Here is a 21782-nt window from a genome sequence, read left to right on the forward strand (position 1 = left end):
CTACGCTTTTGGAAATTAGATTTTTTCTTGGAACGGAATCTCCTTATCTAAGATTTCGTTCAAAAGCAACACCAATTGTTCGATATAATTCCCTGAAATAGTATCATCTACAACTGAAATTTCGGTCTTGTCCTCTTTGAAATTAAAAGGAAGGAAGCCTGATTTTAAATTCTTAAACGATAGGATACCGACTTCCATTTCTTGGCCCTGCAGATTGGGCGCATACATAAAGGCATAGGCTAATACCTGAATGATCTTGTCGTTCTTGATTTCTGAGGTTAATTTTTCCCATTGCTTCAACGACACTTCTTTGCCGTCTACTTTTCCGGTCTTATAGTCGATGATCCTGATTTTTCCGTTGCGTTGCTCGATCCTATCGACGTTTCCCTTAATCAATACCGGAAACGGCAATTTTGGATGTTCTAACAGTCTTTCATAGGTTTTTTCTAGAGCGATTATCTTTACGGCATCTCCATTTTCGATTTCCTGCAATTCTAGTTTCAGAAAGTTGAGGACGTTTCTTTTAGCTACTTCAAAGGCCAGCAGGTTCCTGCCTTTTTTGATTTCCCCTTCCTTGTAGACAATCTTGAACTGCTTTAAGACCTCATCATCAATCTGCTTGATGCAGTTTTTGATGTCTTCTGCGAATAGGAATTTATCAATAAAAGGCTCATACAAGACACGCAGGGTTTCGTGTATGATTGTCCCAAGGGTATTTAAGGCAATGTTTTCTTCGACTTCTTCCACTTCTCGTATGCGCAGGATCTTCTGCATATAGAACTGGATCGGATTTCGGATATAGCTGGTCAAGGCCGATGGTGAAAAACCGTTAACGGCAATTTCTTTCAAGCGCGACATGACACTTTCTGATTTCGGAATTACAATTGGCTTGTAGGCGATATCGGGCAAAGCAGCATTATAAATTTCGTGGGTAAGCGTGTGGTTTTTCTGCTTTTCAACTTCGAGCTGGGTTATGAAGCGGCTTTTTTCTCCGCCGTCCAAGCCTTCGCTTTCTGTATTGTACAGCAGGTAGATATTTTTTGCTCGTTGCAGCAAATGGTAAAAGTGATAGGTATAAATCGCGTCTTTTTCTTTAAACGTCGGCAGTCCCAATTCGCGTTTTACGTCATACGGAATGAAGGAGTTTTGTGATTTCCCGGCAGGGAACTTTCCTTCGTTCATCGACGTGACGATTACGGTATCGAAATCCAATACGCGGCTTTCGAGCACTCCCATAATCTGCAATCCGTTGAGCGGTTCTCCTTCAAAAGAGACTTCGGCAAGGTCGATAATCTGCTTATAGACGGCAAATAGCGTTTCTATCGTATCGATATGCTGATGTCTGGAGTAATAGTTCATCAGCTTGTTGATGACCTTGAAAATGGAATAGACAAAGGCTTTGGTAATTTTCTCTTCGTCGTTGTCGTTGCTCAGATTGGACTTGATCTGCAGCAGCAGGCTTGAAATCGTCTCGAGCACTTGCATCGAACCGTGCTCCCATTTTTGGAATAGCAATAGAAAGAGCGTGCTTTGGTTCGGACTCAGTTCCAAAAGCTTGTTATGGGTAATAAACGTATAGTTGTTTTGGTTTATGATGTTCACCAAAGCGGCGGCTTGGGCATAGGGTTCTACCAAAGGGTGCGTCAGAATATCTAAAACATCTTTGTAGTAGAAGACATAGCTGCTCGGGTTTCTTGATAGCGCATTTGAATGCAGCTTGAAGAGTTTTGCTATCAGAATCTGGGCGGGATTGTTCTTTCCGGAGTATCCCATCGTGATGTTCAAGGCTTCGACTGATGCCGGCAATGCATAAAGCAACGGTACCAGAAGGTTTTCTTCGCCTAAGACAATTGCTGTCTTGTTAAGGGAATTTTCGCGCTGTGCGTGTTTTTCGATTATGCTTCCGACAATCTTGGCTTGGCCAATGGTTTTTGGCGTTCCGATGACCTGGATGTTTTTAGGCTCTGAAAAGTCTTTTACGATCCATTCGAAGGGATTGGCCTTATAATGCTTCCAGCTTTCTTTAAACCGTCTCAAAAACAGTCCTGCGTCATGAAATGGATCGTTTAGGAATGCTTCGTCTGCATCCCAGAAGATTTTTGCCTTGTCGGTGACCAAAAGGTGCTGCACTATTTTTTCTTCGGAGGCATTGAGGGCATTGAAACCGGCAAAAAGGAATTCTTTATTTCCTATTGCATTAGAAAAGTGGTTTAGGTTTTTGACAGCTTCTCTATAGATCAGACCTTGGTAGCCGATTCCCTTGTTTAAAAGATGTCCGTATAAGGCTTCGTAGTAAACTGGCAGCAGGTTCCAGAACTGTAGATAATTATCAATCATCGTGGTTCTTTTTTCGGCATCGACCGACCAGTGCTTGATGTCTTCGATGTCTTTGAGGTACGAAAGGACGTGGCTGGGCTCTAACAGATACCTGTCTATTTCATTGAAATCCTGCAATAGGGTTTTTGCCCAATTGGCAAAGAGCTCAAAGGGCTGTTGTTTTTCTTTGTCGGTAATCTCGATATAGATTTCGTAGAATTCGAAGACCAGTTCAATGCTATCGACAGAGCGTATTCCTGCAATGTCTTGGATAAAGTCTTCGATGCTGATAATCTGCGGGGCAAATATGGTATTCTGGGTCTTCTTCCTGAGGGCTTCAATCAAAAAGACCTTGGCTCTTTTATTGGGCAGTACCACGACCAAGTCGGATAATTTGTGATTATAGCCATCGATTATCGTGGACGCTATTTTGTCTAAAAACGTAGTCTCTGCCATAGGATAAAAATAAAAAAACGCCCCGATAAATCGAGGCGTTTTTAAAACTTATTTTAGGATAAAATTAATCTTTGATCAATTTCACTTCAACTCTTCTGTTGTTAGCTTTACCTTTAGCAGTTTTGTTAGTATCGATTGGTTTAGTTTCACCGAAACCTGTAGATCTCAATCTAGAAGATTCGATTCCGTTTTCAATCAAGAAGTTTTTAACTGCTGCAGCTCTGTTTTCAGAAAGCGTTTGGTTTAACGCGTTAGAACCGTCGCTGTCAGTGTGACCTTCAATAGAGAATCTTGAAGTTGGGTATTCTTTAAGGATAGCGTTGATAGCTTCCAATACTGGCATAGTTTCTGGTTTGAAAGTAGCTTTACCGCTGTTGAACAAGATTGTTTTAGCGTAAGCGTTCAATTTGTTAACTTGCTCTTCAGTGATTTCTGGACAACCGTTGTTAGCAACAGTACCTTTCACGTCTGGACATCTGTCATCTTTATCGAAAACTCCGTCACCATCTCTATCTGGCCAAGGGCATCCACCATTTTCTTTTGGACCTTTAGTATCTGGACATTTGTCAACATTGTCAGCAACACCGTCACCGTCTCTGTCTGGACATCCGTTCATAGCTTTAGTACCAGCTTCGTTTGGACAAGCATCATCTTTATCAGCGATTCCGTCACCGTCAGTATCAGGACATCCTTGGAAAGCAGCTAAACCAGCAACATCTGGACAAGCGTCATCTTTGTCTGGAATTCCGTCTCCGTCAGTATCAGGACATCCTTGGAATTGTTTTAGACCAGCGATATCTGGACAAGCGTCATCTTTATCGTAGATTCCGTCACCATCTGTATCTTTTCCTCCAAATTTGAAAGTAAGACCAGCGAAGTGCTGCATGTGAGAAGGAACATCTCCGTTAGGACGTCTCAAGTTTTCGTCGAATGAATGTTTGTAAGTAGATTGAAGTGTAAGACCTACAGTTTCTGTAAACCAGAAAGTCAAACCTAAACCACCATTCACTGTTCCGTAGCTAGCGTCTCCGAAGAAAGTATAACCTCCACCAACGTGAGCATAAGGATCGATAACTTTAGAACCGATTAGGTTCATAAGGCTATATTTGATGATACCATCTACAGCGTAGTACGTCAAATCCCCTGGATTAGTTGATTCAAAAGTGCTTAAAGTACCAGGAACTTTATTCACAAACTTATCAATCTTGTTAATAGACCCTGTAACTCCAAAAGAGAAATCAGAACCTATGTGTCTAGATACATTCAAATAAGAAACTGAAGGCAAGATGTTCCAGTTGTCTTTTGCATTAAAAAAATTCGAAAACTGATCTTCAAATTTCTTAGCTGCACTAAATCTTGTATCTACAGCATTAGCTCCAAAGGAAATAGCCCATGGATTGTCGCTATCCTGTGCAGTGGCATTTAAGCCTACAGCTAACAACATAGCAGCAAAAATTTTGTTTAGATGTTTCATACTTAATTTTATTAGATTACAATACGTTAATTAAGACAAAAGTAATATGTTAAAAGGTAATTACAAAGATTTATGTTAAAAAATTAACTCAAATTTAGTTAAATGTTAATTCAGATTACGTTTAACCTTTTTCCTACAGTCGTAAATGCCTGAATAGCAGCATCTAAGTGTTCTTTCGAATGTGCTGCTGAAAGCTGTACTCTTATCCTTGCTTTGTCTTTTGGGACAACTGGAAAGAAAAATCCTATTACATAAATGCCTTCTTTTAACAATTCGTTAGCCATATTTTGTGATAATTTGGCATCATAAAGCATCACGGGAACGATAGCAGAGTCTCCATCTATGATATCAAATCCTGCTTCTTTCATTCCTTTTTTGAAGTAATTGGTGTTCCATTCTAGCTTATCTCTCAAGACAGTATCTCTTTCTAAAAGCTCAAAAACTTTGATGGATGCTCCGACAATCGACGGCGCTAACGAGTTTGAAAACAGGTACGGTCTTGAACGCTGGCGCAACAGCTCGATAATTTCTTTTTTTGCTGTCGTATAGCCGCCCATTGCACCGCCTAAGGCTTTTCCTAGGGTTCCGGTAATGATATCGACTCTGCCCATAACGCCTTTGGCTTCTAAGGTCCCTTTTCCGGTGGCTCCGATAAATCCTGCGGCATGGCATTCGTCTACCATTACCAGGGCATCGTATTTGTCTGCGAGGTCGCAAATCTTGTCTAGCGGCGCTACCAATCCATCCATAGAAAAGACTCCGTCGGTCACGATAATCTTGAAACGGTGTCCGGCTTCGTTTGCCTTGATAAGCTGCTGCTCCAGGTCTTCCATGTTGCTGTTTTCATAACGGTAGCGGGCGGCCTTGCACAGGCGGACTCCATCGATAATAGAGGCATGGTTTAGGGAATCGGAGATAATGGCGTCGTTTTCACCAAACAGCGGCTCAAAGACACCGCCGTTGGCATCAAAGGCAGCGGCGTATAAGATCGTGTCTTCCGTTCCGTAGAAATCGGCTATTTTTTTCTCTAGGGTCTTGTGGATGTCTTGGGTACCGCAGATAAAACGAACGGACGACATTCCGAAACCGTGGGTATCTAAAGCGTCTTTGGCAGCCTGTACGACTTCTGGGTGCGAAGACAGCCCGAGGTAGTTATTGGCGCAGAAGTTCAGGACGGTTTCTCCTGTTGAGATCGTGATTTCTGCTCCTTGCGGCGAAGTAATTATTCTTTCTTTCTTGAAAATACCATTGTCTTCTATGGTTTGCAATTCCGACTGAAGGTGTTCTTTTATTTTTCCGTACATTTTGGATTTATGATTTTGGATTTATGATTTATGATTTTAGGCTTATCTTACCTTTTGACTTTCTGATTTTCGCCTTTATGTCTTTCGCCTTTCTGACTTTACAAATTTACTACATTTACTTCTTCCCCGATATATACAAGTGCTTTTTTGACTACTTGAAAGCCCATTTTCTCGATGGCCTGTTGGTAGGCTTCGAGCTGCTGCTGGTATTTTTGGTTGTGCATTCCGGTTTTGTAATCGAGCAGATAGACCTGCCTGTCTTTTGCCATGACCATGCGGTCGGGCTTGATCGGCGTGCCTTCTTTTTGAATGATGGTCTGCTCGTTCATCACTTTGTAGCCTTCGGAAAAATAGTCGGAAAGCTCGGGATGGTTGAGGATATGCAGGATCGTCTGCGCGACTTCTTCTTTTTGCGCTGCGACGATCAGTCCGTTTTCGACGGCCTTGGCTAGGGCGAGCTCTACATCGGAACTGGTTTCTATATAGGATAGTATTTCATGGACTACGTTTCCGTATTCGATGGCTTTCTGTTGGTGCGTTCCCCACATGAGGGATTCGCGCTGGGCTATCTTGATGGCTTTTGGGTCTAGGACGTGCTGTACGAAAGGTACTTTCTGTGCTTCTTCGGTCATCGCATTTTCTGGCGACAGCTTTTCGGGGCTTCCGATTTCGTATTCGAGCTTGTCTACTTTAAAATCGGCGTAGTTCTCTAGGTAATTGATAAAAAACGTGGCCATGTTGTTCTTTGGCAGCTCTCCTTTTGCGGAAAGGTTCATGCTCGATATGATATAGAGCTGTTCTTCGGCACGGGTCAGGGCTACGTAGAGTACGTTGACGTTGTCGAGCAGGTCTTCTTGTTTTTTCTGCTGGTAGACAAAGGAGGCTTCTTCTCCAAAGCCTTCGACGGAGCTGTTGTTGTCGATAAGGACACGCGGCAGTTCTGAAATGTTTTCTTCGCTGTCGAGCCAGAGCTTGTCTTTGGGCTTTCGGGAATAGTCTTCTTCGGCAAAGGGCATGATGACGACCGGAAATTCCAGTCCTTTGGATTTGTGGATGGTCATGATGCGCACGGCATTTTTTCCGTCGGGAGAGGGAATGCTGAACTTGTGTCCGTTTTTCTCCCAATAGGAAAGAAAATCGGTAATTCCTGCTTGGTTCTTGATGTCTCTTTCGAGCACCAGGTCTAGGAAATATTGGATGTAGGCATTGTTCTGCTTGAGGTTGATGAATTTGGAAACGATGCTTTCTACGGCTTCATAGAGCGATTTTCTCCTGAGGTTCTGGAACGACAGGGAAATATCGAATGTGGTGAGCCAACTTTCGAATTCTTTTTCTTCTTTTCTTTCCATCCCTTGAAAAATAAAGTCGTGGACTGGAAGTTCTTGCTGCACGTATTCGCCAATGTAGTGCAACAGATAGGCTTTTGCCTCAAGGTTGCTGCTGTTTTTGAGGTAGCGGAGCACGTTGAGTATAAAGATGACTTCGGTGGCATTCTCGATCATCAGGGTTTCTGACGAGAGGATGGGCACGCCTTGCTGCGTCAGGTAATTGGCAACGGCGATTCCTTGGTCGCGCTTGCGCGTCAGGATGGCAATGTCTTTGTATTCGAAGCCTCGGGCTACCGACTTGCGGATGGCGTCTAAAGTGGCCAGCACAAATTGGCGGGTCTTGTCTGGAGCTTCTTCTTCCTCGCCTTCGGCTTTTTCTATTTTGGGAATGAAGGAGATATTAACGTAGCCGCCTGTTTTTGAATTGGGCTTTTGGTGGCTGTGGTTTTCATAGAGGTCTTTGTAATCGGGATCGGTGAACTGACCCGAGAGCATCTTGAAAAACTGGTTGTTGAACTGGATGATCTGGGAGTAGCTCCTGAAATTCTTGTCGAGATGCTCGATTCTTTTGTCGGGATTGTTGAACGGGTTGTGTTCTTTGCCGAGCTCTATAAATTGTTCTGCTTTTCCGCCACGCCAGCGGTAGATGGATTGTTTTGGGTCGCCTACAATCATGAGCGAGCCTCTTTCGCCTTCAAGGTCTTCGCTGGAAAGGGCGTTGTCGATAAGCGGAATGAGGTTCTGCCACTGCATTTCGGAGGTATCCTGAAACTCATCTATAAAAAAGTGCTTGTATTTTTCGCCCAGCCTTTCGTAGATGAAGGGAGCGGGCTGGTTTTGGATTTCTTTGTGGATGATGGCGTTGAACTCTGAAATGGAAAGGATGTTTTGTTCTTTCTGGATTTTTGTGAGTTCTTGGCTCACGGTATTGAGCAGCGACAGGGGCGTAATGTTTTTTAGGAAGGCGCTGTAAAAGGCTATCTTTTCTTGGTTTTTGTATACGCAGCCGAGTATCGAGAGCAGCTCTGGAATGAGGGCTTCGATAGCGTCTTTGTCTTTGGCGGTCTTGTTGACCTTGATGTCGTCTGCTTCGTGGTAGGTCTTGTTTTTGGGATTGAATTTCCGTTCCTTGATGCTTAGCAGGTGTTTTGGAAAATAGCCTCCGGAAAAGGATTTTTCGTCTATGCCGGCCGCGGCTATCTTAGACAGGGCTTCTTCGGCCCAGCCTACGCATTGGGTTTCGAGTTCTTTTACGGCTTCTTGGATTTTCTTTTTTATGGCCACGAATTCGGTTATCGTCTTGTCTTGGAAGTGGACGATTTCGTTTCGGTTGTTTTCGTTGAGAAGGAGCCTTCCGGTGTCGAGGATTTCGCGGGTAATGTCCCAGCTTTTGTCATCGTCGGTCTTTTCCATCGTAAAGTCTACGAGGAGCTTGGTCAGGGTTTCTTCTTCTCCGGCTTGGGCAATGATGGCGTCTACGGCTTCTGCCAGCAGGTTGTCGGTCTCCAGGGACACGTCGAAGGTGATGGGCAGGCCAAGGTCATGGGCAAAGGCGCGGATGACTTTGTGGGTGAACTTGTCTATGGTCGAAATGTCAAAGGAGGCGTAGTTGTGGATAATGTTCTTGATGATCTGCCTGGCCTTTGTTTTTATTGCTATGGGATTGAGGGCGGTTTCTTGCTGTATGGCCAGCATGAGCTCCATGGCTTTGGGACTGGGGTCGTCTTTGGCGAATTCGGAGAGGCTGGTGACGATACGGCTTTTCATCTCGCCTACGGCCTTGTTGGTAAAGGTGATGGCAAGGATATTCCTGTAGGCGTCGTTTTTGGAAGACATGAGGAGTATCTTCAGGTATTCTTTTACGAGGGTAAAGGTTTTTCCTGAGCCGGCAGAGGCGTCGTATAATGTGAATGCGGTCTTGTGCATTAGGCGATAAACAAATTTGTTTGCAATAGTTAGGGAGCGTGGTTATGGGTCTTATTGTTTTGGTATTGGCTCGTATTGTTTACTTGGCTTATTTTCTGATAGTTGCCGTATTGGCTTTTCACATTTCTTTTGTTTTTTTGAGGTATTATCATTTTCTTTAATGTAATTATAACAAAATAGTATTTCTTATTCCAAAGTTAAATGTTTAATTTTGAATAAAATATTTATTAATCTGAATAAAAATATATACTATGGCTTTTGAATTACCAAAATTACCGTACGCTTATGATGCACTGGAACCTCACATTGATGCTAGAACAATGGAAATTCATCATTCAAAGCACCATAATGCTTACACAACCAACTTGAACGCGGCTATTCAGGGCACTGATCTAGATGGCTTGACTATCGAAAATATCCTTATCAATCTTGACAAAAAGAATGCTGCTGTCCGCAATAACGGGGGCGGGTTCTACAACCACAACTTGTTCTGGAAGGTGATATCTCCTACTGGCGGCGGACTTCCTAAAGGGGATCTTTTGGATGCTATCGAGAGGGACTTTGGAACTTTTGAGGAGTTCAAGGCTAAGTTTTCTAAGGCGGGCGCTACGCAGTTTGGTTCTGGATGGGCTTGGCTTTGCGTTCACAAGGGCGGCAAGCTAGAGGTTTGCGGCACGCCTAACCAGGATAATCCTTTGATGCCGGATGTGGGCTGCGGCGGTACTCCGATCTTGGGCATGGATGTTTGGGAGCATGCGTATTATTTAAATTACCAGAATAGAAGACCTGACTATATCGAGGCTTTTTTCAATGTAATTAATTGGGAAGAGGTTTCGAGAAGATATGCTTTGGAGAAATAGTATTTTCCCCCTTAAGCGAAAAAGCGTCCTGATTGTTTGGGACGCTTTTTTTTTGTGCTTTTCACAGCGCCGTAAAATAAAAAAGGTGGAATTGCTTCCACCCTTTTTGCCCCAAATCTACCATAAACTTAACCTACTAATGCTATGGTTCTCCAAATGTAGTGGTGTGCTTGTTGCCGTGCAACTATTTCTGTTGAACGAATAAAATAATCGATAAAGTGCGGAAATGAGCCTTGACGGGAGTGCCAAACGGCTTGAAAATGGATTCGGAGGGAGCACGGCAGGCGTTGCTGCCAAAGGGCTAAAAATAAAAAAGGCGGAATTTCTTCCACCCTTTTTGCCCCAAATCTACCATAAACTTAACCTACTAATGCTATGGTACCCCAAATATACTATATTTTGCGCTAACCGACAAAATTAAATAGACGAACTATTTCATAAAGTCGACCAACTGCAACATCTTGTGTTTTTTTAATAGGCTCTTGAGTCTTTTCCTTCGTAGAAGTTCATGAACGCTCTGTTGACTACTCTGTTTCCTCCCGGCGTCGGATACTCTCCTGTAAAATACCAGTCGCCTAGGTTTTTTGGACAGGCAGCGTGGAGGTTTTCTACGGTCTGGAAAATAATCTTGACTTCGGCCTTGATGCCTTCTGAACTCAGCATCACGGCAATCTTGTCTGAGATTTCTTGTGGCTGGAACGGGGCATAGATTTCATTGACATAATTGACTACTTCGCTGTCTTTGAAGTTTTCTTGTGCCTTGCATTTGGCATAGACCTGGTCTACGATTTGGTAGAGGTTTCTTTCTTTTAATAGTTCTAAAGCGGCTTGGAAGGCTACGAGCCCTTCGAGCTTGGCCATGTCGATTCCGTAGCAGTCCGGGTAGCGAATCTGCGGTGCGGAGGAAACGATGACGATTTTTTTAGGATTGAGCCTATCCATCATCTTGATGATGCTTTTCTTGAGCGTGGTTCCTCTTACGATACTGTCGTCGATGATGACGAGGTTGTCGGTCGGCTTGATTACGCCATAGGTCACGTCGTAGACATGGGCTACCAAATCGTCGCGGCTGCTGTCTTCGGTAATGAAGGTACGAAGCTTGGCATCTTTGATGGCTACTTTTTCGGTACGGATCTTTACTTCGAGCAATTGCTGCAGGGTTTCTTTGGTGAGCGTGTTCCTGTTTTCGAGTATGTAGTTGTTTTTTCTCTGGTTGAGGAAATCCTGAGCGGCTTCGACCATTCCGTAAAAGGAGGTTTCTGCCGTGTTCGGGATGTAAGAGAAAACGGTATTGTCTGTGTCTTGGTCTATGGCGTCCAATACGGCCGGAAGAATCAGCTTTCCTAAATCTTTTCTTTCTTGGTAAATTTCGGCATCGCTACCGCGAGAGAAATAAATTCTTTCAAACGAGCAGGCTTTTTTTACCGTTGGCGTTATGATTTCTTCTTTGGAAACTTTTCCGTTTTTCTTGATGATCAGGGCGTGGCCCGGATCGAGTTCTTGTACTTTTTCGAACGGCACGTTGAATACGGTCTGGATAACGGGTCTTTCTGAGGCTACTACGGTAATCTCATCGTCTTCGTAGAAATAGGCCGGACGGATTCCTGCGGGATCTCTAAAGACAAAGGCATCTCCGTGTCCGAACAATCCGGCCATGGCATACCCGCCGTCCCAGCCTTTTGAGGCCCTGCGGAGTATTTTTGCGACATCAAGGCGTTCTGCAATGACTGGAGAAGCGTCTCTTTTAGAAAAGCCTTCGTTTTTGCAGTCTTGGTACAGTCCGGTAACTTCATCGTCTAGAAAATGGCCGATCTTTTCCATTACGGTCACGGTGTCTGCCATTTCTTTAGGGTGCTGCCCGAGTTCTACAAGACTGTCGAAAAGTTCTTTTACGTTGGTCATGTTGAAGTTTCCGGCAACGATAAGGTTCCTGTGCATCCAGTTGTTCTGGCGCAGGAAAGGGTGCACGCTTTCGATGCTGTTTTTTCCGAACGTTCCGTAGCGCACGTGGCCCAGGAAGAGTTCGCCTATATAGGGTATGTTTTTTTTCTGAAGTTCAACGCTGTCGGCATATTCTGGGTGCTGCGACAGTTCTTCGTTGATGCGGGCATTGATCTGTGCAAAAACGTCTTGGATCGGCTGCGGGTCGTTGGAACGCACGCGGCTGATGTATCGTTCGCCCGGCTCTACATCGAGCTTGATGCTGGCAAATCCGGCTCCATCTTGTCCTCTATTGTGTTGTTTTTCCATGAGGAGGTACATCTTCTGTACTCCGTAAAATGCGGAACCGTATTTTTCTTTGTAGAATTCTAACGGCTTCTTAAGTCTTAAAAGGGCAATACCACACTCGTGTTTTAAAGCGTCGCTCATTGTTGTTGTGTTGTTGTAGTTGTTGTGTTATTAAAGCAATTTTTGTACCGAAGTACTTTTTGTTGAACGATCAGGGATCGGGCTTCTTTTTTAAGGGCCTTTTCTCTGACAGCTTGTCTGTTCTATGGCGTATACAAGGTGTGTTTATGGATTAAAAAAAGCCCCATCATGAGGCTTCGGTCTTATCCGTTATTTTCTACTACGATATCAAACTGGGTCAGGGCTTTGAATTGCTGCAGCCTTTCGTGCACTGCGGCTTTTTCGAGTCCGACCATTCTTTCTGTCCCGAATTTTTCTACGCAGAATGAAGCGAGGTTGGAACCGTAGATGATTGCGTTTTTCATGTTCTTGAAGGATACGTTTTCGCTCTGCGCGATGAATCCTGCAAAACCGCCTGCAAAAGTATCTCCTGCTCCGGTCGGGTCAAAAACTTCTTCGAGCGGCAGGGCCGGCGCAAAGAAAATTTCTTTTCCGTGGAACAATAGGGCTCCGTGCTCCCCTTTTTTGATGACCACGTATTCCGGTCCCATGGTATGGATTTTTGCGGCTGCTTTTACTAGAGAATATTCTCCTGTCAATTGGCGTGCTTCTTCGTCGTTTATTGTAATGACATCAACGCGCTTGATGACGTCTAGCAATTCTGGAAGCGCGCAGTCCATCCAAAAGTTCATGGTGTCGAGCACTACTAATTTTGGCTCTTTTTCCATCTGGTCTAAAACGCTGGCTTGTACTAGCGGATGGAGGTTGCCCAGCATCACGACATCGGCGTCTTTGAACTCTTGCGGTACTTTTGGCTGGAAATCGGCCAATGTATTGAGCTGCGTATCTAGGGTGTCTCTGGAGTTCAGGTCGTTGTGATAGCGTCCGCTCCAAAAGAAGGTCTTGCCGCCTTTTACGATTTCTAATCCTGAGATATCGATGTTTCTGTCTTTTAATAGATCTAAATATTCTTGAGGGAAGTCGTCGCCCACAACAGAAACTATGGCAGATTTAAGGTTGAAGAATGAGGCAGACAATCCGATGTATGTCGCGGCACCGCCTAAAATCTTATCTGTCTTTCCGAAAGGGGTTTCTATAGCGTCGAAAGCTACCGTTCCAACAATCAATAATTTATTCATCTTTAGGTTTTCGAATTAAGGCGCAAAGATACTTTATAACTTGCAAACTTGCAACGCCCGTGCTTCACAAAGTTTTATTAAGATAGCGGCCTGTATTTTAGCCATTTATCGCTGCTCTATTCTTCAGCAAGCGCCCCAATTGTCTGGAAGCTGAAATACGGTATCGCCGCAATTTGGGTTTCGCTGTCCTTGACATGGACTCTACATGGACTATCTATGGAGTATCCGTGGAGTATCTATGGAGTAACGGTATAGCAAGCCGTAAAAAACCATTTTACAGATGCTAGAATATTTTCTATTAAACGATAGTTCATAAATCGCTTTATTTACAGCCAATTTGACTTAAATCCTCTTTTTATATGAAAATAATATTATAATTATTTGGATTATATTCTTATATTTTATACGTTTGTCTTCTAACATTAAATTATTTTATCATGGCAAAACAAGATGGGATCTTAAAGATCGAGGGTACGTTAGAGAGCCTAACGTTTTACAAAAGCACGGACGGATACCGCGTGCGCAAGAAAGGCGGCGTAAGCCGCAACAGGATCTTGCATGATCCTGCTTTTATCCGAACACGCGAGAATGTTTCGGAATTTGGAGAGTGTGCTACGGCAGGAAAATTATTCCGCCAGGCTGCGGGGAGCTTGATTTCTAGAGCGAAAGACGGCAAGCTTACGAGCCGCCTAACCAGCGTGCTCTCTAAAGTGAAAAACAACGACTTAGTGTCGCCGCGCGGACAGCGCAGCGTAGCGAAGGGATTGGAAACCGCACAGGGAAAATCGTTGCTAAAGGGGTTTGACTTTAACGGCAAGGCCACTATGGACAGCGTGCTGCGTTCGGACAAAGCGCTGGATACGGCCACTGGCGCCATCAGCTTTAGCGGCTTTAAAGCGTCTGAGCATTTGAGCAGCCCGAGCGGCGCTACGCATTATTCGATGCAGGCAGCCGTGCTGCAGATCGACCTGGCCGGCAAGACGTATGGCCTTTCTGCCAGCGAGATCCAGAATGCGGCACTGGCACCAGAAGCGGCTAATTTTTCGCTGGAGCCGCCGGGCCTGCCTGAAGGCAATGGCGTGCTGCTCTACTTACTGCTGATTGAGTTTTTTCAAGAGGTCAACGGGGTGCAGTATCCGTTAAAAAACGGGTCGCATAATGTGCTGCATGTGCTGGAAACAGCCTAGCCTTTAGGGTATTGTTTTTAAAAGCCCCTGCTAGCAGGGGCTTTTTCTGGCATTACTTTTCGTTTTACTTTTACTTATTTATTCTTTTTTATATTTTTTCTTATCATTTGTTATATAATTCTATCATAAATTTATTTCTTTGCCGTTATATTAAAGACGATTTAACAAGCCATAACTTAATAAAAGACAAGCACATGACCCTCCTCCAACCCTCCAAGGCGCACCTTTTGGCCGCCGCATGCGCATTGCTTAATGCTAAAGCATCCTTACTAGCCTCTTCCTTTTTATCGGGCTTTAAAAAAACAGCCTTGCTGCTGGCCCTATTGTTTGCCACCTTGAGCTTACAGGCACAGGAAGAAGATCCCGGCTTTGCGGCTGCCCCCCAGGCGCCTACCGCTTCTTCTTTTTCGACCTATGTCGATATCCCCGTGGATACTTATACAGGGATTCCCAATATCCAATATCCCCTGTTTTCGCTACCGACCCGATCGGGAAATACGAGCTTTGACCTAGCGCTGCAGTACCACCCTAACAACATCTCGCACTTTAATGCGGCTTCTGATGTGGGATTGGGATGGAGCCTTTTTGGTGCTGGCGTCATTTCTGTAGCAGTAGTAGGAGATCCTGACAGAAGGTACAACACTAGGCCCACCATTCCTGCCAATGCTACTTTTGATGACGAATATTATTATAATCTTCCGGGACAGTCCGGCAAATTCAAGATCAACAGGGATGCTGCTACCGGCGCCTATTCTATCCTGAACCTAAAGCCCAACAAGCTGAAATTTGAATTCGTGAATTCGGCTTATCCGGGATTGGAGATCGATTCTTTTACGATTACTGATGAAAAGGGCATGAAATATGTTTTTGGCAACTATGGAATAAACACCATCACAAACGTACAGCTCTTGAACCCTGTTCCTATGGCCTACAGGAGCGCTTTTTTCCTTACCAAGGTTTATGATACGACCGGAACGGAAATCGCCAATCTCCAGTATGAGGAAGTCTATTTTACTACTCCTTCGGGATCTACGATAAAGTCTGAATCTGTCAGCAAGCTCAAAAGCATAACGTCTCCGGGCATCGGAAAGCTTGAATTCAGCTTTGGCACCAATACAACGCTTGAGCGTACGCGAAACGATATCTCGCAGCTGAATTCTATCGTATTGAAGAATACCTATGGCGAGGCCATCAAATACTGCAACTTCAGCTATACGATGCAAAACCACCAGCCCAAGGCCAACAGGCCGGATCTGGTGCGTTTTCTCAGCAAGTTTGAGATTGCCGACAAAAACAATGTCCCTGTAGAAAAATTTGAGTTTGCCTATAACCTGCAGACTGCTGCTATCCATGAGACCGACCTTTATGGCTTTTCGAAAATAATCGATACGTGCAACCTTGATGCTGTTTTTGGACGCAATCCGCAGTCGGCCGCCCATGGCGTGCTTGAAAGCGTTACCCTGCCGACAGGAGGGCAGGTCAGATTTGATTTTGAGCCTCATAAGGTGAACTATGTGGACTATGTGGCCAGCAATCTTAGCTTTGAGAACCTGAACACAGACGATAATTTTAACGAAAGTCTTTTTACGGACCAGAACACGAATACTTATACATTCCAGCCGAGCGACCAGAGCTGGATCTATGAGAGCAATATCAATCCTGAAAACAGGACCTATGAGCTTATCGGCGAATACGACTACGACAGCCATGTGGGGAACGCCAGCTTTCCGTTTACGCTGACCGAGGCTACAGAACTGTATGTGCTTTTTCATGGAACGCCTTATCCTTCGGAGTTCTTGAATGATCCGCTTTTTATCGACTATTCGATCAAGAAGGGCAGTGCCGTCATCGAAAGTACCGTCATTAATGACCGATGCATTAAAATCCGGAAGTTTAGGCTGGAAGCGGGAACGCATTCCTTAAACCTTATCAGCAACTACGGCGGCTACGGCACCTATACTTTTATCAAGGGGAAACCGGCACAGCCGTTGCGCAAATGGGCTTATGAGGGCGGACTGCGTATCAAGAAGATCAGCCATTTTGCCGATAGCGGCGCTGCGGTTGCGAGCACCTCTACAGCTTATGCGTATGAAGATTTTAACGACCCATACAGCTCCAGCGGGCAGCTGATTCTTGAAAAAGTCATGGATGAAGAAAACCAGCAGGGCAAGGTGTTCTATAAAAACGTAAAGATTACGCAAGGAACCGACAACGGCTATACCAAATTGTATTATTATACGCCTTATGACAAGAATCCGTCTTCAACAGGCAGCAGCTATGATTTGTGGAAGTATTTTACGGTATTGGACGAAGGGCTCCTGAATTATTCTGAAGTATATGACAGCCAAGGAAGGCTCCTAAAAAAGGACAAGTATTATTATGAAATCGCGCAGGCCAACACCCTGCAGTATTTTTATTATTCTTCGCGACAAGGGGCTACGAATTTTTATGTCAACAGCGATTATATCCGAAAATCTTACACCAAGTCTGACTTATATAGCTACACTCCTTCTGCCACGATTACGGAAAAATCGGTAACGATATTGGATCCTACCGTACTGAAACCGGAAACCGTGACAAAATTTACTTCTGACGGCAGCAAGGAACGCACCGACTATTATTATGCGCACGAGCTGCCTGGCGAACCCAATACCGCAGCGCTATTGGCCAAGAATATGGTCGACGGAGTATTAAAAACAGAACGTTTCCGCAACATGGACAAACTTTCTGAGCAAAAAATCATCTATAAGAATTGGGGCGGCAGCCTATTGGCTCCCGAACTTGTCCAAGCTACCAAAGCCAAAGAAGTATTGGAAACCAAAATCCGATTTAATGCTGTGGATATCACCAATGGTAATCCATTGGAAATACAGCAGGAAAATGGCATGAAAATCTCGTATATCTGGGGCTATAATAAGACACAGATGGTCGCCAAGATTGAGAACATGTCCTATGGTGCTATTCCTGCCGGCCTGATTACCGCTATACAGACTGCTTCTGATGCCGTGCCTTATGTGGAGGCCAACCTAATGACGGCATTACAAAACCTAAGAAATGCGCCAGAACTGTCGACATCACAAGTCACTACTTGTAGCCATAAGTTACTTATAGGACCAAGCACTATCACAGATCCGAATAACGACAAAATACGCTACGATTATGACAGTTTCGGCCGTCTCAAAGCCAGCTATGATTGTAACGAAAAGATACTTTCCGAATACGAGTACTTTTACAAGACATCTCCAACTGACCATAATTATATTAAGACCACAACTTATAAAATAGAAACTTCCTCATCAATAACTACTCCCTCTATAGCACAAGGAGCACAAGATATTACCTTTTTCGACGGGCTGGGAAGACCTATACAACAACGATCTCACAAGCGATCCGGGACCGGTAAGGACTTAGTAACTCCTGTTGTATACGATCACCTTGGAAGGCAGTCCAAGGAATATCTGCCCTACCCGACTACGGTTGCTTCGCTGGCCTATGATGCCAATGCGGAGAATGCCGCCCTGTTTTACTATGCCAGCACGCCTTCACCTGCCGTGGGAGGGTTCGAGACGACCGCAAACCCGTTCAGCGAGAAACTCTTCGAGGCCTCTCCTCTCAACCGTGTACTGAAGCAGGCAACACCCGGCGATGCCTGGGCCATGGGATCGGGGCATGAAGTAAAGATTGATTATCTGGCCAATGCTACCGACGAAGTAAAGTATTATAAGGCAACGACCGGAACCAGCACTAACGGATATTATCCGGCTGCTCTTACACAGCAAGGCAACTATGCCGCCGGAGAGCTTTACAAGACCGTCACAAAAGACGAGAACTGGACTCCTTCTTCCAACAATAATCATACAGTTCAGGAATTCAAGAACAAGGAAGGTCAAATCGTGCTGAAACGCACTTGGGGTTCTTCCATCGCCAACGGCAACCTGGCTGAGAGCTGGCATGACACCTATTATATTTACGACCAATTCGGGAACCTCACATTCGTGCTGCCACCGTTGTCTGATGGCAGCGGCAGCACGCAGGATCTTGACGGGCTCTGCTACCAGTACCGCTATGACAAGCGCAACCGCTTGGTGGAGAAGAAGCTGCCTGGAAAGGACTGGGAGTTTATCGTGTATGACAATCTAGACCGCGTCATCGCTACAGGCCCGGCGCTCTCGCCTTTCAGCAACCTGACGGGCACGGGGTGGCTCTTTACCAAATACGATGCTTTCAATCGTGTTGCCTATACCGGATGGATGCCTGCCACTGTGAACAGTGCCGAACGTTCCACCTTACAGGCGGCTCGCGATGCACAGACCGCAAACCTGAGCGAAGCCAAGGCTCCTTCTGACAACACCGTCAACGGAGTCGCCTTCCGCTATACCAATACGGCATGGCCGACGGGAACTGGATGGCATGTGCTGACCGTGAGCTATTATGACGATTATAACTATCCGGGAGCCCCTTCTTCGTTTACTAATGTAGAAGGGCAGGCCGTATACTATAACCTTACAGTAAAACCGAAAAGGCAAGTGACAGGATCTTGGACTCGAGTATTGGAATCCAGCACATTGGTCACTGGAGAACTCAACTATACACTCTATGATTATAAAGCAAGACCAATACGCACATGGACTTCAAACTATCTAGGCGGCTATAACCAGACGGACACCAAACTAGACTTTTCGGGAAAGATGCTCTATACCCTGACCACGCACAGACGCGCCGCAACGGGTACTGTCTTGACAATACGTGAGGATTTTACATATAGCGACCAGGACCGGCTGCTTACCCATACGCACAAGGTCAACAGCAATCCGACCGAGCTGCTGGCCAAAAACGAGTATGACGAGCGAGGGCAACTAATTTCCAAGAAAGTCGGCGGTGCCGACTTAACAGGAAACGCTCCGCTTCAGAAGGCGGACTATTCCTTTACCGTGCGTGGGTGGCTGAAGGCCATCAACGACACAGATTCGCTCAACCAGGCGGGAGCTCCTTTGGACTTGTTTGCTTTTAAGATTAATTACGGTCAGGTTGAAAACACGACCGGCTATGAGGTAAAGCCCCTGTATAATGGCAATATCGCCGAGACTTTCTGGAGGAGCGCCAGCGACAACCACCTGAGAAGCTACGATTATGCCTACGATGCCTTAAACCGTCTGAACAGGGCTTTCTACCAGAAGAACGGGCAGGCCACGCATTCGTATAACGAGGACATCCTGTATGACAAGAACGGGAATATCCGATCGCTGAACCGAAACGGGGGCAGCGACTCGCATATCGCCGCACAGGGGATCGACTTGCTGTCGTATGCCTACGATACGCAGAAGCCGAACCAGCTGCGCAAGGTGTTCGATACCTCCCTAAGCCCGCAAGGCTTTGACGACGACAGCAACGGGATTACCGATCCGGACGACGATTATGCCTATGACGGCTTCGGAAACCTGACTTCCGACCAGAACAAGGGCATCACATCCATCACCTATAACCATCTGAACCTGCCGACAAAAATCGTCTTTGGCTCGGAATCTTGGAAAATTGAGTATCTTTATGCCGCAGACGGAAGAAAAGTGCGCAAGAGTGCTCCGTATGCTTCTGGAAGCGTAGCCGGAGGCGTCGGGATCATGTCGATGGACTATCTGGGCGGGTTCCACTACCAGAGTTCAGCATTAAAGTTCTTTCCGACGGCAGAAGGTTATGTACAGGCCACAGCGCTCAAAGTCGGTTATGCCTACAGCTATGTATATAACTATACCGACCATTTGGGGAACATCCGGCTTAGCTATGCGCAAGATCCAGAGAATCCGAACGCTCTTAAAATTATTGAGGAAAGCCACTACTATCCGTTTGGGCTCAAGCACAACAATTATAACTCGGACCAGCTCGCCTTTAAGGAAAAGGATCCGGGACCAGGACTTATGCTTATGGCTGCAGCAGCGGCTGTTGATCCCGTCCCGCAGTTTATGTATAATTATAAGTTCAACGGTAAGGAATTCCAAGATGAGATGGGGCTAAATTGGTATGATTATGGAGCGAGGAATTATGACCCTGCTATAGACAGATGGATGAATATGGACCCACTAGCAGAAAAATATCCTACAAATTCTCCGTTTATATTCTGTTATAATAGTCCAAATATTTTTATAGATCCAGATGGGAAAGAAGGAATCGTGGTATCAGGTTCTCCAGGGGATCATGATAATAAAGAACATTTTCTTGCTAATGGCTTAGATAGAGCCAGTGCTGCAAAAAAACGCACAAAAAAGAAACAGGAGAAAGTTACATGGATAATTTACAATGACCCTAAAGGAGGGTATTCAAATGAACAGATTAAAGAATATACAAAAAAAGCAGAAAAAGCTGGAATAATCTTAAAAATAGTCTCAAATGCTGATGAAATTGTTGAATATGTAAATAAGAAAGATGGAGGAGAAACACGTAAAAATGATAAAATAACAAGTTTTTATTATGTGGGTCATGCCACTCCGGGGGATTTAGATGTTGGCTATCAAGGTTCTGGCGAAGATTTTGATCCAAGTGAATTTAACTCTAATGCTTTTGTAAGTGGTGCTCACATAAATTTAGTTGGCGGATGTAGGACAGCAATAGATGGTTTTTTTGAAGATAGCGTAGCAACACAATTTGCTGAAAAATTAGACAAAAACTCAACAGTTTATGCTTCTGACGTGAGAGTTTATTATAATGGAGGAGTCATGAGTGATTCAAAATTAGTAGAAAAAAATAAAGGTAGTATTGTAGAAAAAAAAGGAGAACTCCCTATCAAAAAAACAAAATAATGAAAAAAAAGACAGTATCAATAGTAATTCTAATAATTTTATTTCTAGTTTTTGCACTATATTTTTCACCTTGGGTTAAAAAACCAAATAAGGAAATTATTTATGTCGAATATAATGATAGCTTGACATTTAATCCATTACAAAATATAGATTTTAACGTAGGAGATAATAAAGCATATCTATTAATTTCACATCAGGACATTGAAGAACTTCCAGATGGAATAAAGAAAGGAAAAGTTCTATTTTGCTCTGATAACAATGTATTAGATAGATTAGCAAAGAATTTCTATCATAAAAAATCTGGAGGAGATATGGCAACTTGCGAAAGTGAAATTTTAATTTATCATAACAAGAAACTGATTCTAAGTTCTAAGATTGCTCTAAGCAAAAACATTATTGGATTACAAGGGGAATCAATTGGATGGGCAGATGCAGTTAATAGAGACTCGCTCGTTAGCGTTTTTAAAGAATTTAATTTAATAAAAAGACCTGTTTTAATTTTGGAATAATTGCGTAAAGTATCAGAGTTAGTTATTATATCTTTATAAAAAAATTAACTAATTATCAATAATTATTTTATTTATAAAAAAAAGACAAACAATATTGCTTGTCTTTTTTTATTTTAAATTATGTCTTAAACAAAAGATTATAA

The 21782-nt window shown here is 44.2% G+C and carries 11 protein-coding genes; 4 read left to right on the top strand and 7 right to left on the bottom strand.

Annotated elements, in window-relative coordinates; all coding sequences use genetic code 11:
- Window positions 1-15: 15 nt before the first annotated feature.
- From GGR22_RS06405 to GGR22_RS17170, 5 genes are all read right to left on the bottom strand, one after another.
- Window positions 16-2772, bottom strand: a complete 2757-nt coding sequence (locus tag GGR22_RS06405; RefSeq protein ID WP_182492987.1) for a PD-(D/E)XK nuclease family protein — start codon at window positions 2770-2772, stop codon at window positions 16-18.
- Window positions 2773-2836: 64 nt separating this feature from the next.
- Window positions 2837-4246, bottom strand: coding sequence for an OmpA family protein (locus GGR22_RS06410; protein ID WP_121375519.1), 1410 nt, complete (start codon window positions 4244-4246; stop codon window positions 2837-2839).
- A gap of 110 nt (window positions 4247-4356) precedes the next feature.
- Entirely contained in the window at window positions 4357-5550 is a 1194-nt protein-coding gene (gene kbl / locus GGR22_RS06415) for a glycine C-acetyltransferase (protein WP_121375520.1), read from the bottom strand.
- 98 nt (window positions 5551-5648) lie between these two features.
- Window positions 5649-8804 carry a UvrD-helicase domain-containing protein gene (locus tag GGR22_RS06420; protein ID WP_182492988.1) on the bottom strand — a complete coding sequence of 1052 codons (3156 nt, stop codon included), beginning with the start codon at window positions 8802-8804 and terminating at the stop codon, window positions 5649-5651.
- Between the two features lie 29 nt (window positions 8805-8833).
- A complete protein-coding gene (locus tag GGR22_RS17170) occupies window positions 8834-8956 on the bottom strand; it encodes a hypothetical protein (RefSeq protein WP_262888863.1) in 123 nt (40 codons plus the stop codon).
- 99 nt (window positions 8957-9055) lie between these two features.
- Here GGR22_RS17170 and GGR22_RS06425 point away from each other — a divergent pair, with 99 nt between their 5' ends.
- Window positions 9056-9664 carry a superoxide dismutase gene (locus GGR22_RS06425; RefSeq protein ID WP_182492989.1) on the top strand — a complete coding sequence of 203 codons (609 nt, stop codon included), beginning with the start codon at window positions 9056-9058 and terminating at the stop codon, window positions 9662-9664.
- Window positions 9665-10135: 471 nt separating this feature from the next.
- On the opposite strand, the gene GGR22_RS06430 is transcribed toward GGR22_RS06425, so the two are convergent.
- Window positions 10136-12034 (bottom strand): amidophosphoribosyltransferase, encoded by a 1899-nt coding sequence (locus tag GGR22_RS06430; protein ID WP_182492990.1) that lies wholly within the window; start codon window positions 12032-12034, stop codon window positions 10136-10138.
- Between the two features lie 182 nt (window positions 12035-12216).
- Entirely contained in the window at window positions 12217-13152 is a 936-nt protein-coding gene (locus GGR22_RS06435) for a PfkB family carbohydrate kinase (RefSeq protein WP_121375524.1), read from the bottom strand.
- A gap of 437 nt (window positions 13153-13589) precedes the next feature.
- Here GGR22_RS06435 and GGR22_RS06440 point away from each other — a divergent pair, with 437 nt between their 5' ends.
- The 3 genes from GGR22_RS06440 to GGR22_RS06450 all read left to right on the top strand — a co-directional run bounded on the left by GGR22_RS06440 (window position 13590) and on the right by GGR22_RS06450 (window position 21639).
- Complete coding sequence (locus GGR22_RS06440; protein WP_182492991.1) at window positions 13590-14339, top strand: hypothetical protein; 750 nt, start codon at window positions 13590-13592, stop codon at window positions 14337-14339.
- 194 nt (window positions 14340-14533) lie between these two features.
- Entirely contained in the window at window positions 14534-21130 is a 6597-nt protein-coding gene (locus tag GGR22_RS06445) for a DUF6443 domain-containing protein (RefSeq protein WP_182492992.1), read from the top strand.
- Window positions 21130-21639, top strand: a complete 510-nt coding sequence (locus GGR22_RS06450) for a hypothetical protein (RefSeq protein WP_182492993.1) — start codon at window positions 21130-21132, stop codon at window positions 21637-21639. Before GGR22_RS06445 ends, GGR22_RS06450 begins: the two co-directional genes overlap by 1 nt.
- Window positions 21640-21782: the final 143 nt, after the last annotated feature.

The organism is Flavobacterium gossypii (assembly GCF_014138495.1).
GTDB classification, from domain to species: Bacteria; Bacteroidota; Bacteroidia; order Flavobacteriales; family Flavobacteriaceae; genus Flavobacterium; species Flavobacterium endophyticum.

What these genes read in the sequence shown, in the direction of transcription:
- GGR22_RS06440 (WP_182492991.1), top strand. Translation starts at nt 13,590, where the DNA reads ATGGCAAAACAAGATGGGATCTTAAAGATCGAGGGTACGTTAGAGAGC.
- GGR22_RS06435 (WP_121375524.1), bottom strand. Translation starts at nt 13,152, where the DNA reads ATGAATAAATTATTGATTGTTGGAACGGTAGCTTTCGACGCTATAGAA.
- GGR22_RS06410 (WP_121375519.1), bottom strand. Translation starts at nt 4,246, where the DNA reads ATGAAACATCTAAACAAAATTTTTGCTGCTATGTTGTTAGCTGTAGGC.
- GGR22_RS06450 (WP_182492993.1), top strand. Translation starts at nt 21,130, where the DNA reads ATGAAAAAAAAGACAGTATCAATAGTAATTCTAATAATTTTATTTCTA.
- kbl (WP_121375520.1), bottom strand. Translation starts at nt 5,550, where the DNA reads ATGTACGGAAAAATAAAAGAACACCTTCAGTCGGAATTGCAAACCATA.
- GGR22_RS06405 (WP_182492987.1), bottom strand. Translation starts at nt 2,772, where the DNA reads ATGGCAGAGACTACGTTTTTAGACAAAATAGCGTCCACGATAATCGAT.
- GGR22_RS06425 (WP_182492989.1), top strand. Translation starts at nt 9,056, where the DNA reads ATGGCTTTTGAATTACCAAAATTACCGTACGCTTATGATGCACTGGAA.
- GGR22_RS06445 (WP_182492992.1), top strand. Translation starts at nt 14,534, where the DNA reads ATGACCCTCCTCCAACCCTCCAAGGCGCACCTTTTGGCCGCCGCATGC.
- GGR22_RS06430 (WP_182492990.1), bottom strand. Translation starts at nt 12,034, where the DNA reads ATGAGCGACGCTTTAAAACACGAGTGTGGTATTGCCCTTTTAAGACTT.
- GGR22_RS17170 (WP_262888863.1), bottom strand. Translation starts at nt 8,956, where the DNA reads ATGATAATACCTCAAAAAAACAAAAGAAATGTGAAAAGCCAATACGGC.
- GGR22_RS06420 (WP_182492988.1), bottom strand. Translation starts at nt 8,804, where the DNA reads ATGCACAAGACCGCATTCACATTATACGACGCCTCTGCCGGCTCAGGA.